This is a genomic window from Aurantibrevibacter litoralis, assembly GCF_034651555.1.
GTDB classification, from domain to species: domain Bacteria; phylum Bacteroidota; class Bacteroidia; order Flavobacteriales; family Flavobacteriaceae; genus Aurantibrevibacter; species Aurantibrevibacter litoralis.
The window spans coordinates 21137-35155 of sequence record NZ_JAYEEQ010000020.1 but is presented as its reverse complement, the minus strand read 5'-3'; the positions used below and the strand labels follow the sequence as shown (position 1 = coordinate 35155).

Genomic DNA, 14019 nt, shown 5'->3' with positions numbered 1-14019 from the left:
CATCTTCTTAAGCGTATCAATAGCCACAATGATCGAGTCTACCTTATTTTCATAGGCATTCAAATTTCTTTTGGTCTTCCTTTGAAGTGCCGGTTTGGATAAATTCTGCCTCGTGGCTATTCCTAGGTAGCACTCCTGTTTTTAAACATTTACCTTCCCTTTCCAGCGTAGTTTCGGCACCCAGAAATACCCGTATTTCAGAAACTATAAAAAACCCAACGACTACGCCCAAAAGCGCAAGAAGTAGCTAGCTAATTACAATTTTAAGGGTCAATTTTTTTAGATCTGCTCATTGTATGCTTTTGAAAATGAAAGTCTTCCAAATTCAATACGGACAAAAGCGATATAGAGGTGGTAAGGCTAGGTTAATTATGTTCTCATTTTCCATGGAAATTAAAAAAGACTGAAGTACATTTGTACCATCTCAAAGGGGTGCTAAATCGCAAACCAAAAATCAGAATAAACCTGATAATGGTTATGGACGAAGCTGAGATTATACCCAACGAACCTGGGCAGGTAATGCTGCCAAGGGAAGCTAATATAGCTCATTGGAGTTACAACGGTTTCTTTTCACGGAACTTTCAGTCCGGGTTTAAAACCAAAAATCAATTATTAATCAGGAATAATAGCCCCTTTTATTCGTAATTCATATTTACGAATGAAACCTATTTTCACCACTATTGCCGTTTTTGGACTGATCCATTGGGGTCAGGCTCAAGAAAAACCTTTAGATTCCCTAGAGGGAAGTAAAATTAATTTAGATGAAGTTCTTGTGTCCGCAGTACGCGCAACTACCGCATCACCCATTACCTTTACTAATGTTACCAAAGAAGATCTGAAACCCCGAAATCTGGGTCAGGACATCCCCATTTTACTTAATTTTTTACCGGCTGTTGTAACCACATCCGATGCCGGCGCAGGCATTGGCTATACCAGCATCCGTGTTCGGGGTAGTGATGCTACACGGGTAAATGTAACCGTAAACGGAGTGCCCTACAACGATGCGGAGTCGCACGGCACGTTCTGGGTAAATATGCCCGATTTTGCATCTTCTACCGAAAGTTTACAATTGCAGCGTGGAGTAGGCACCTCTACGAATGGTTCTGGTGCTTTTGGTGCCAGTTTAAACCTGCTTACTGATGCAGTATCCGATCAGCCCTACGGGCAAATTTCCTCCTCTGTAGGGAGTTTTAATACCCTGAGGAACAACATAAAATTTAGCACGGGATTGCTCAACGAACATGTAGAATTTTCGGGGCGTCTCTCCCGAATTACGTCCGATGGCTACGTAGATCGGGCTAGTGCCGAACTGGATTCCTATTTTTTACAAGGGGCGTATAAAGATAAGAACACGCTACTAAAAGCGCTTTTATTTGGCGGTCACGAAATAACCTACCAAGCTTGGAACGGAATCGATGCCCAAACCCTCGCTACAAACCGAACTTTTAACACCGCTGGGATGTTTACCGACGAAAACGGGGTAACTCAATTTTATGAAAACGAAGTAGATAATTACAAACAAGATCACTTTCAATTGCATTGGAATGAACAAGTTAACGCGAATTGGAATACCAATTTGGCTATTTTTTATACACGGGGCCGTGGATTCTTTGAGCAGTTTCGGGAAGACGACGATTTTGCAACCTACGATTTTGATCCTATTATCGTCAACGGAACCGAAGTGAACACCACAGATCTTATTCGCCGACGTTGGTTAGATAATGATTTTTACGGCACTACGTTTTCCACCAACTATACCCGAGAAAACCTTAATGTAATTTTGGGTGGAGGATGGAGCAATTACGACGGGGATCATTTTGGGGAAGTGATATGGGCTCGTTTTGCCAGCAACAGTAATATTCGAGATCGGTATTACGACAACAGCAGTACTAAAAGCGATTTCAACAGTTTTGCCAAGGTAAATTACAACATTCACAAAAAGTGGAACCTTTTTGGCGATATGCAATTTCGTCGTGTACATTATGAAGCTGATAGTCCGGATACAGGTTTGGTAGACGACACCTTTAATTTCTTTAATCCAAAAGCGGGATTAACGTATAATCTAAATCATAAAAACAACATCTACTTTTCTTTTGCCAGAGCCAACCGGGAACCCAACCGAAACGATTACGAAAATGGCAGTCCCCGTCCCGAAAGACTCAATGATTTTGAATTAGGATGGCGGCATGTTTCAGGAAAGGCGCACCTAAATACGAACGTGTACTATATGCGTTACAAAGACCAATTGGTACTTACCGGCGAACTCAATGATGTGGGTGCGCCTTTACGATCTAACGTGGGCGATAGTTACAGGCTTGGTATAGAAGTAGATGCACTCATTCAATTAGGTAAGCAATTTGTACTGGCGCCAAATATTGCCTTGAGCAGTAACAAAAACAGAAACTTTCTATTTCAACGCGATGGCGTATTAGAAAATTTGGGCAATACCCACATTGCCTTTTCCCCGAATGTGATATTAGGGAATCGCTTTAGCTATCTGCCAACAGAAAACTTGCAATTATCCTTACTCACCAAATACGTGGGCAAGCAGTATATGGGGAATATAGACGCAGAAAGCTCGGTATTAGATGCCTATTCGCAAACCGATTTTAATGTGCAGTACGAGATACAACCCAAATGGCTTGTAAAAAGCATTGTCTTTTCCGGACTTGTGAATAATATTTTTGATTCGTTGTTTGAATCTAATGGTTTTTTCTTTACCTATGACGATGATTTTTCTACACCTGGTACGATAACCACCATGGAGGGAGCCGGCTTTTATCCGCAGGCGGGTATCCATTTTTTACTTGGAGCCACGGTGACATTTTAGATAGTGTTGCTTTTTTTATTGTAGTAAAAACGCCTTAGTCTCATGTTATGAGACTAAGGCGTTTTGGGTTTCCTATTTGGAATTTTGATGGCAATTTAGAAAACCGCGCAGCAATTTTAGCATGATGTACATGTAGCCAAGTCTACTGTTAGGTACACTGGAACTACTAAGGCTTGAAACAGTATCAACTACATGGCATCTTCTTTTGGCATGCTCAACGGAATCTTTCTAATGTGTCTTTCGAAAAAAAACATAATACCCTAAACGTATTCGCTTTACGAAACGGTAGGGGGTTAGAATACTTGAAACTGAACCAAAAAAAAGAGACAATACCAGTGGTATTGTCTCTGTAATGATGATCATTTATATCTAATTCGAAAAACAATCCACTAGGGTGGTTAGTGTGCTTTTCAGGTACAAGTTAATTAAACGAATACCTTAGTCCTATTTGCATTTGCCATCTAGAAGACTGCAAACCGGAATCGTCTATCTGATTTAGGCGGCTTGCCGCATTGGGGTTAAACCTAAAGGTAGGTGTAGTACCATCGGTGTCAAACCCGGCAAAATCTATAAGTTGCACGGCATCAAAATTAGAGAAATACCGTTTGCCCCAATCTTTGTTTAACAAATTGGTGAAATTAAAAATGTCTGCCGTAAACTCTAGGGCATGACGCTTGTTGTTCACCATAATTCCGAATTCTTGGGCAAATTTAAAATCAATGACGTGACTCCATTTAAGTCGATCGCCATTTCTTTCGGCATGTGTTCCTCTTCTGCTATTTAGGTACTCGTTTCCGCTAATAAAGGCGTTTAACTGTTCCCATTGTTGGTCTGCCGTTAGGCCATTGTTGGCATCTACCAGAACAATTTCATTTCTGTTTGCAGGAACGTAGATCAAGGCGTTAGGGCCAAATGTATCTCGTAACAAGTTCCCTTGGTCGTTATACACATAACTTATTGGGGTTCCATCTGCACCTTCGTAAAAGAAGCCTAAGGTCGTCTTTACGTTTTTGTTCCATTTGAAACTAAAGGAAGAATTGCTCGTAATTCTATGGCCTTGATCAAAATCGGACCTCGAAGTACCTCTTAGTGCATTAGATCCATTAACAGACTCAATATTGATCCATTGAGAGGCATTTATGGATGATGTTCCGTCAAAAAACACATTCGATTCTCCGTAGGAATAGGAGCCTTGTACGGTGGCATTAAAAAAGTCACTGTAAAAGTTTTTGGTTAAAGTAAAAGCGGCATTCCAAGAATCGCCCTCACCTGTGTTGGACGCTAAATAGATACCGTCATACGTATTGTCTACTCTCACTCCGCCATAGTTGGGTCGTACATCGGCTCCGGTAGTTCTAAACTGAGGGCCTGCAAGGTTTATATTCTCATATTTTATAGACGTGATGTTATCATTATGAATAAACTCGGCGGTAGCTATAATACCTCCGGGCAATTTCTGATCAATAGCAATATTGGTTTTAAATACCTGTGGTAATTTAAAGTTAGGGGCAAACAAATCGATGTTACCACCAACTCCACCACTACCCGGAAGCGGATCTCTAAACTGATTGTTAACATCTGCGGTAAATGTTGGGGTATTGGCTGCACCATTTATGGTTAAACTGCCATTAGTGAGTCCATTGTTATTATACATGCCGCCCGGCCATACCAAAGGCAATCTGGAAGTAAAAATTCCAAATCCGCCTCTAAGGGTGGTCTGCTTGTTTCCTGTAACATCCCAATTAAAGCCAACACGGGGAGATACATGAACAATAGGATCTACTCTTTTCCCCACTCTGGCACCTTGCAAATTTTTACCGGCAGCCTCTAGCAATGCTACTGATCGCGTGTTAAAATCATCATTGGCCAAACCGCTTTCCCAATACGGAATATCGAAACGGACACCTGCTGAAAGTTTAAAATTTTCAGAAATATTTATCTCATCCTGAACATAAAATCCCAGTTGAAACAAATCGAACTCGGCAGCTCCTTGAGAGTCATCACCAATACCACCCAAAAGCGAATAGTTCGTTCTATATCTGTTTGCGTTATTACCATCTAGAAAATCTTGTAAATTACTAAAACGATATTCCCCAAAATTCCTATTAAAGAATACATTTTTTACGGAGGAAAATTCGTTATGCGTCCCTATTGTAATGGTGTGTTTACCAAAATACATTTCAAAATTATTCGTCAGAGTAACGATATCTTGTGTCAGCAGGTTTGCTGTAGATGCTTGGTCCGAACCAAAGAAAATAGTACCTGCGCCATCCACAATAGAAACACTAGGGAAAGGATTGCCTGTAAATCCCCTGTCATCTCTTACTCGAGTATACCCAAGAACCAAATTATTGGCGAATTTATCGCCAAATCTAGAACTTAATTCCAAAGAAGTAGAGTTGGTAGTTGATGGAAATTGCTGGGCACCATTTAAAAAGTTGATGGCTCGCGGTGTAGAACTTCCTCTGGAAAGGTTAGTTGCCTTTACATAGCTATGTCGTAACGCCAAGTTATTATTATCATTAATATTCCAGTCTATTTTTGCAATAAGTTTATCACTCTCCAAAGAATTTATATTATTATTAAAGGATCCCGGATCGTAATTGAACTGATTGGTAATAAAACTGCGCAACGCATCCAAATCGGCAGCTGAAGCGTTGCCGAGATAATTGCTCACATTAAAGGGCTGTGGCGTTTCTATTTCTTGTCTTTCATAGTTTACAAAGAAGAATAGCTTGTCCTTGATGATAGGGCCACCAATGCGCACTCCATAAGTGTCGGCAGAAAATTCGGGTAATTTTTCCCTTTCGTCTCCATCACCCAAAAGACCTACCGGAGTTTTACCGGAAAGATCTTCATTCCGTACAAGTGCATAGGCCGAACCTTGGAATTCATTGGTTCCCGATCGGGTAGTAGCACTAATAGCACCCCCCGCAAATCCAGAAATCCGAACATCGAAAGGCGCAATACTTATTTGGAAAGATTCAATCGCATCCAAAGAAATAGGGCTCACACCGGTTTGCCCACCGTTTGTACCGTTGGCCGCCAAACCAAACACATCGTTGTTCACTGCACCATCAATATAAATTGCATTAAAACGATTATTTTGCCCTGAAATGGAAATAACATCGTCTCCCCGGATTTGGGCTTGTGGGGTTAACCGCGCAAAATCGGCAATGTTTCTTGAAATAGAAGGTAAGGCTTGTATCTTAGACTGCCCTACCACCGTTTCTGCACCTGTTTTGTTAGAATTGAACAAATCGCCGGAAGTTGCCGTAACCACTACCTCATCTAAAGCAGTGGCAGATTCTGAGAGTGCTACACTAAATCTTTCGGTCTGACCTAATTGAAGATACACCGAAGAATTGGTGAAATCATTAAACCCTACATACGAGATAGTAATGGCATAGGGGCCTCCTGTTCTCATATTGGAGATACGATAGTACCCATCAAAATCGGTTGAAACACCATACTTGGTACCCGAAGGTCCATGCACAGCTATAACCGTGGCACCGGGTAGGGGTTCGCCTTCGGTATCTGTTACCTGTCCGCCGATCGCAGACGTAGTAACACCCTGAGAAAAAGCGATTGCCGCACAGAAAAATAGAACAACCGCAACATACATTTTTTTCATTTTCTAAGTGTTTTTTAGTTCGCTGCAAATGTGATTTAAATACATCACTTTTACATTAAGCCAACGTTAAATTAATTGGCGCAAAATTAACATAAAAAATACTTAAAAAATATTGAAAATCAATAAGATGACCTGTTTGCTATAAAAATTCGGAATTACGAAATCATTCCTTAAATTTTTGTAAAAGATGCAGTGTAGAGCTGTCGTGTTTGCCGATTTCTGAGTTTTTAATCTCGTTCAGAATCGTGCTTGCTAATTGCTTGCCAAGCTCTACACCCCATTGGTCATAACTGTATATATTCCATAGTACCCCCTGAACGAAAATTTTATGTTCATAAAGTGCTATTAGGGCACCCAAACTCTTGGGCGTTAACTTCTGAATTAAAAGCGTATTCGTGGGTTTGTTACCCTCAAAAACCTTGAATGGCACTAAACTTTTCTTTTCGGCATCAGACATACCATTGTCTTTTAATTCTGCTTCTACTTCCTCTTTCGATTTTCCATGAAGCAATGCCTCTGTTTGTGCAAAAAAATTGGCCATCAATTTATCGTGATGGTCTTTATCGCCATATAAGGACTCTTTAAACCCAATAAAATCGGCCGGAATCACTTTTGTGCCTTGGTGTATGAGTTGAAAGAACGCATGTTGGGCATTGGTGCCAGGCTCTCCCCAAATAACGGTGCCCGTTTGGTAGGTCACCCTATTGCCATTTCTATCTACACTTTTCCCATTACTCTCCATAATTCCTTGTTGCAAATAGGCTGAAAACCGATGCAAATATTGGGTGTATGGAATTATAGCCTCTGTTTCTGCACCATAAAAATTGTTATACCAAATACTAATAAGCGCTAAAACAACCGGGATATTCTCTTTAAAATCTGCTGTTCTAAAGTGTTCATCCATATCCTGAGCCCCTTCTAGTAGAGCCTCAAAATTGGCTGAGCCAACGGCAAGGGCAATAGATAATCCCACGGCACTCCAAAGCGAAAACCGCCCACCAACCCAATCCCACATGGGAAATACATTTTTCGGAGCAATCCCGAATTCCGCAATCTTTGTTGTATTAGTAGAAACCGCTGCAAAATGTGTGGCAATATCGTGCTGCGAAGCACTTTTTAAGAACCATTTTTTTATGGTAAGGGCATTACTAAGGGTTTCTTGTGTCGTAAATGTTTTGGATACGACAACAAACAAAGTGGTTTCTGCCGGCAAGCCTTTTAAAATTTCGTGAACATGATCGCCATCTACGTTGCTCACAAAATGCATTTTTAAATGGTTTCCGTAAAATTTAAGAGCCTCTGTTACCATAGCCGGCCCCAAATCGGAACCGCCAATGCCAATGTTTACAACATCCGTAAAAGGTTTTCCTGTATAACCCTTTTTCTCTCCTGCTATAACTGCATTTGCGAATGCCGCTATTTTTTTCCTTACTGCAAAAACTTCGGGAACTATGTTCTGGCCATCAACGGTAACGACGGCATCCCTATTTGCCCTTAGTGCTGTATGAAGTACCGCCCGGTTTTCCGTAGCATTTATAATATCTCCGCTAAAGTACTTTTCAACAGCATCTTCCAATTTCAGTTCTTTAGCCAGTGCTATAAGCAAGTCTATTGTTTCCGGACGCATCCTGTTTTTAGAATAGTCCAGCAAAAAATCCTTCCATTGCAAGGTCAATTTTTGTGCTCTTTGGGGATCTGAAACAAAAAGTTCCTTTAGGGTTTCTGTATGGACTTCTTTGAAATGTTGTTCAAGTTTTTCCCAAGCTTTGGTTGCTGTGGGATTTATAGCGTGTAATGGCATTTTATTCGTTAAGTGTAATTAATTCCTCTACGGGTTCTTCCAAATATTCAATACAATCTAATTGTACTTTTTTGGGGTCAATAAAACTTAAATAGGTGTCTTTTAAGGAAGCGTCTATAGGTTCTGCCGAGGGTAGTTCTTCTCGCAAAGGGTCTACCTGTTGCCCATTTTTCCAGAAACGATAACACACATGAGGGCCGCCGGTGTTGCCGGTCATGCCTACCCACCCAATGACATCTCCTTGCTTAACAAACTGACCCATCTTAACATTTTGATTTTTCATATGAAGGTATTGCGTGCTATAGGTGCCATTATGCTTAATTTTTACATATTTGCCGTTACCTCCCTTTCTTGTAGATTCTTCTACAACACCATTAGCCGTGGCCAAAATAGGAGTGCCTACGGGTGCGGCATAATCGGTTCCTTTGTGGGGTCTTACCTTGTAGCCATAATAGGCAATCCTTCGATTTAAATTGAAACGGGACGATATTCTGCTAAATTGTACCGGGGCCTGCAAAAATGCCTTGCGTAAATTTTTGGCGTCATCATCGTAATAATCCATAACTTGGTTTACGCTGTCTGTTTCAAAGGCAAAGGCATAAAACGGTTTTCCATTGTGCTCAAAATAGGCGGCTTCTATAGCTTCTGAGCCGGCATAGATAGTGTCGTTAATATACTTTTCTTTATAAATGACCTTAAATCGATCGCCTTTCTGCAAGCGGAAAAAATCGATAGACCACGCATAAATTTCCGATAAGCGATTGGTTACATTATAATCTATGCCTTGCTTTAATATCGCTTCTGAAAGCGAGGTTTCTATAATTCCGGATGCCTCCCGTTCTACATACTTTACCTTTTGCCTTTTGCGATAGGCCACTACCGAATCTCTGAAATCGATAACAGTATAATTAATAGGGTCGTTCTGATAGATAAAAACCTGAGCGCTTTCTAAGGTGTCTTTGGACTTCAAAATTAAATATGGCTTTCCGACTACAATTTTTCGGACATCGAAGGTGTCTTTAAATTGTTCTGCCACCGCATGTATTTTTGGATATGCCACGTTGTTTTGAAGCATGAGTTCCCCAAAACTGTCCCCGTTTTTCACTACCGCCTCATGTACTTGAAAATGGTCTAAATTAAACCCAAATCGCAGGTTTTCTTTCGGTAGTTCGGTTACTGTAGGTTCCGAACTATGGTCTGCAACAATTTTTTCTTCATTAGTACAAGATGCCAAAAGTAAGATTACTACAAATGCGCCCCAATATTTCTGCATATCCTTTTACTTTTTTTCGGGATTAAAAATGTGATCTAGCCATTGTTTGCCCCAATTGTTTTTTTCTTCGTCGGTATAAAGATCAGGGAAAAATATTACTTTTTGAAAACTAGGGGGTAAATATTTTTTCCAATTTGTACCTCCGGTAGCTTTAATGTCCCCATCGTCCTTACTAAGGTAGCGATACGCAGAGCCCATGTGTACTAAGGGCCAATTTACATTGGCATTAAGATCTAAGGCCTTCATGGCCTCTAGTAAGGTGGCATCGTTACGAAGTTGCTCGGGTAATTGCTGGTATTTATGATAGATGGTCTTGTGTTCTAGTTGCTTGGCAATTCGGACTAATCTTGGCGTATATCGGTATTCAAATTGTTTTAAGGTTAGGGACTTATCTCCGGTAGCACTGTCGGTAGCTCCTTTCTTCCAATAAATAAGCTCAAACAATTCTTCTATGGTGCTATTGGTGCTTATTTTATTTCGATCTGTATGGTGCACCAGATGTGTTAGCGGAGTGGCGTAAATTTCTATCATTCTGTATTGCGCAGATTGAAAGCCGCTCGATGGCAACAGAGCCATTCTGTACTTTAAAAATTGCTCTCGCTCCATCCCGTTGATCATAATACCAAAAGACGATATCAGTACTTTGAAATAATTATTGATTCGGTTGATTTTTTCGATATAAAACTCGAGATGCTGTGTTTTGTCGTCTACAATCTGTTTTTGTTCATGTAGAATAAGCTTAAAATAAAGCTCGGTAATTTGATGGTACATGATAAAAATTTCCTCATCGGGGAAATAGGTTCTTGGAATTTGAAGACTTAATAAGGTGTCTAAGTGGATGTAGTCCCAATAGGTAAGATATCGTTGGTACAACAGACCGTCTAAATACGAACTTAAGTCTTGACCAGAACCTTTAAACTTTTCTTCTAATTTAACCAATTGGGATTCAATATGCGCACTGTTATCCATAGGTGTTCTTTAATCCATTATTATTTTAAACTGATTTTTGAGTCCGTTATAGCCCTCCAAATCAGCCTTAATGGATCCTACGGCAAGATCTGCTTTAATACGAATTGGAATTTTATTTAAGTCGTTTGATACCCATAAGGAAAGACTCTCCTGTTCTTTAAATACGCGACCAGATTGTACGTAGGGTCTAAACTTTAAACATTCTACCTTTCCGTATTTCGTTTTTAAAATTTCTTTCCCTAAGTACTTAAGCCTAAATCTAAAAAGACCGTCATCATCATACAACATGTTCAATTCAATAGATTTTCCTTCTACTAAATCTTCGGCTCTAAAATTGTTTCTAATATGGTAAAAAGCAGAAACTAAATCTTGAACATCTTCTTGAATGCTTAAGTTGTGAACTTTGTTCTTTTTATGATCCTTAATAATGGCAACGTCATTTTGGTGATCAAAGTTTATTTCTACATCCTTGGTGTACCCACCTTCATTAATTTTACGAATAAATTTATAGGGCTTGCCATCCTTTTGGCCAAAATAACTTTCGTACGTATCATCTACTTTAAAAAATATGCTGGCAAAACCTGTTGTTTGTCCCCTACCCACTACGTGATATACTGGGATGGTATCTATATGGGTAGTTTTAACGTGTAACGTAGCGTAGCTTGCATTTAAAAATCCATAGTGTATCCGAAATTGCAGCCATTCACCCGGTTGAAACGCGACCGGGATTTCTTCGGCTTTAAGGTCATCCAAATAAGATGTTGGTTTGGATACTTGTCCATTGATAGTGAATAATGCAAAAAAAAGCAGTCCTATACGTTCCATGGTTCTGAAAATTAGTTCAAAATTACTAAAACGTTCTTACAAAGGTTTTTATTTACAATTTATTAAATAAATTTTAGCATATTAAGGCAGGTGACAAAGGAAATAAAAAAATTCTTTATGGTTTGTTGTCCTCTCACAACGCTTTATGCACATCCGTGTACAGGAGTTTCCTTAAAGTGTATTACGAAATAATCCTCTGATTACGTTCTTCTTTACCTATAGAAAGATAAATTCCGGTGCAATGACGCTTTCCATACTTCCGCCATGGAATACAGACGATGTTGCAGAAATGGGGGCTTCCTGACCTATGTACAGTGGCAAAAGCGAGTTTCTTCATTTCGTATCAGTTGTAAAGGTATCGCTATTATTCCGTTTAACTCCACGAAATAACGATGCCATACTTTAATAAATTCAGCAGGTAGATACAGTAAGAAAGATAGGTGTTTTCCATAAAAATCGGGATGTGTACTGATGTTTCTCTTTTACCAAAAGAGTTTAAAAAATAGACATATCAAAAGCGCCTTTTCCATCCTATAAAAAGAATATCCTAGTTCTTTGCCTATTTTTCGGAAGCACGTATTTTTAAGCCTTTCAGATACGGGGATACACTTCTTTTTGAAGCGCACGAAGCGTGCGATTTTATGCGGCAACCCCCAACCCTATTTTTTTATCAAAAAAACGCAGTTCAACCGTTGGTTTTAGCTATAAAAGATTATATTTGCACCGCAAAAAATGAGTATATTTTATACGGTTAATTACTGTACCATAACAGCTTATTGCATTAAATATTAAACACTTAGCAATGTCAAAAAATACAGGTAAAGTTTCTCAAATTATCGGTCCCGTTGTTGATGTAGAATTCGAATCGGGTTCGGATCTTCCCAAAATATACGATTCTTTAGAAATCCTTAAGAAGGATGGTTCCATCTTAGTTTTGGAGGTGCAATCTCATGTTGGTGAAAATACCGTACGTACCATATCTATGGACTCTACCGATGGTTTAAGCAGAGGTGTTTCTGTAAACGCTACAGGTAGTGCCATACAAATGCCAATTGGTGCGGATGTGTACGGACGTTTATTTAACGTGATAGGGGATGCTATCGATGGTATAGGAAACTTGCCAAAAGCCGGTAAGGATGGGCTTCCTATTCACCGCGAGGCACCTAAGTTTGAGGATTTATCAACCTCTACGGAGGTGTTGTTTACCGGGATTAAGGTAATCGATTTAATTGAGCCTTATGCCAAAGGAGGAAAAATTGGATTGTTCGGCGGTGCTGGGGTAGGCAAAACGGTATTAATTCAGGAACTCATTAATAATATTGCTAAAGGCCATGGTGGACTTTCGGTTTTTGCCGGTGTAGGAGAGCGCACTAGAGAAGGAAACGATTTGCTGAGAGAGATGTTAGAGTCTGGCATTATAAAATACGGAGAAGCCTTTTTGCATTCCATGGAAGAAGGCGGTTGGGACTTGACTAAAGTGGACAAAAAAGCCATGAAAGAGTCTAAAGCCACCTTCGTTTTTGGACAAATGAACGAGCCTCCAGGAGCACGTGCCCGAGTAGCACTTTCCGGACTAACCATAGCGGAGTATTTTCGTGATGGTGCCGGGGAAGGTCAAGGAAAAGATGTATTGTTTTTTGTAGATAATATTTTCCGGTTTACACAAGCAGGTTCCGAGGTATCGGCCTTATTGGGTCGTATGCCTTCAGCAGTGGGATATCAACCTACATTGGCTACCGAAATGGGTGCCATGCAGGAACGCATTACCTCTACCAAAAGAGGTTCTATTACCTCTGTGCAGGCGGTTTATGTTCCTGCCGATGACTTAACGGATCCGGCACCGGCTACTACCTTCGCCCACTTAGATGCTACAACGGTATTATCTCGGAAAATAGCAGAGTTAGGTATTTATCCTGCGGTAGATCCCTTAGACTCCACTTCTAGGATTTTGACCGCTGAAATTTTAGGCAAAGAGCACTATGCATGTGCACAGCGGGTAAAGGAATTGTTGCAACGCTACAAAGAACTACAAGATATTATTGCTATTTTGGGAATGGAAGAACTTTCTGAAGAAGATAAATTGGCCGTAGGTCGGGCAAGACGGGTACAACGTTTCTTGTCGCAGCCTTTTCATGTGGCAGAACAGTTTACAGGAATTCCCGGGGTTTTGGTAGATATTAAAGAAACCATAAAAGGATTCAATATGATTATGGATGGGGAATTGGATCACCTTCCGGAATCTGCCTTTAACCTAAAAGGAACTATTGAGGAAGCTATTGAAGCCGGAGAAAAAATGTTAGCGGAAGCATAAATAGTTGACGGTTGACAGTTGTTAGTTTTCAGTAACTAGAAAATACCATCAACGATCAACCAACAACCAACAACTAAAAAAAATGTATCTAGAAATTGTATCACCGGAAGCCACTTTATTTGCAGGAGATGTTGTATCGGTATCTGTCCCCGGGGTAGATGGCGAATTCCAAGTATTGAATAACCACGCCCCTATAGTTTCTTTACTTCAACAAGGTAAAGTTAAAATAGAAGGGAATGTTGCTCTCTCTGAAGCAAATGAAAAGAAGTTTACCAAAGATAACTTAGGGAAGACCGTGCTTGCGATATCGAGTGGCACTCTTGAAATGAAAGATAATAAAGTGATTATTCTGGCAGACTAATTAATAATAGAAAAC

At 40.0% G+C, this 14019-nt stretch carries 8 protein-coding genes; 3 read left to right on the top strand and 5 right to left on the bottom strand.

The genetic code is table 11. The features are described from left to right. Positions 1–658: 658 nt before the first annotated feature. Entirely contained in the window at positions 659–2830 is a 2172-nt protein-coding gene (locus U1E44_RS14145) for a TonB-dependent receptor (protein ID WP_322931756.1), read from the top strand. A gap of 421 nt (positions 2831–3251) precedes the next feature. Here U1E44_RS14145 and U1E44_RS14140 read toward each other — a convergent pair whose 3' ends face one another. The 5 genes from U1E44_RS14140 to U1E44_RS14120 form a co-directional block, all read right to left on the bottom strand. Continuing rightward, entirely contained in the window at positions 3252–6464 is a 3213-nt protein-coding gene (locus U1E44_RS14140; protein ID WP_322931755.1) for a TonB-dependent receptor, read from the bottom strand. A 163-nt stretch (positions 6465–6627) separates the two neighbouring features. Further along, complete coding sequence (gene pgi / locus U1E44_RS14135; protein WP_322931754.1) at positions 6628–8265, bottom strand: glucose-6-phosphate isomerase; 1638 nt, start codon at positions 8263–8265, stop codon at positions 6628–6630. A 1-nt stretch (position 8266) separates the two neighbouring features. Next, positions 8267–9538, bottom strand: a complete 1272-nt coding sequence (locus tag U1E44_RS14130; protein WP_322931753.1) for a peptidoglycan DD-metalloendopeptidase family protein — start codon at positions 9536–9538, stop codon at positions 8267–8269. 6 nt (positions 9539–9544) lie between these two features. Next, positions 9545–10507 (bottom strand): tryptophan 2,3-dioxygenase family protein, encoded by a 963-nt coding sequence (locus tag U1E44_RS14125; RefSeq protein ID WP_322931752.1) that lies wholly within the window; start codon positions 10505–10507, stop codon positions 9545–9547. 9 nt (positions 10508–10516) lie between these two features. Then, on the bottom strand, positions 10517–11332 hold the full coding sequence (locus tag U1E44_RS14120) for a DUF3108 domain-containing protein (RefSeq protein ID WP_322931751.1): 816 nt from the start codon (positions 11330–11332) through the stop codon (positions 10517–10519). 802 nt (positions 11333–12134) lie between these two features. Here U1E44_RS14120 and atpD point away from each other — a divergent pair. Further along, the gene (gene atpD, locus U1E44_RS14115) at positions 12135–13643 is read left to right on the top strand and encodes a F0F1 ATP synthase subunit beta (RefSeq protein ID WP_322931750.1); all 1509 of its coding nucleotides are present in this window, start codon (positions 12135–12137) and stop codon (positions 13641–13643) included. Positions 13644–13725: 82 nt separating this feature from the next. Beyond that, positions 13726–14004 (top strand): F0F1 ATP synthase subunit delta/epsilon, encoded by a 279-nt coding sequence (locus U1E44_RS14110; RefSeq protein WP_322931749.1) that lies wholly within the window; start codon positions 13726–13728, stop codon positions 14002–14004. Positions 14005–14019 lie beyond the last annotated feature (15 nt).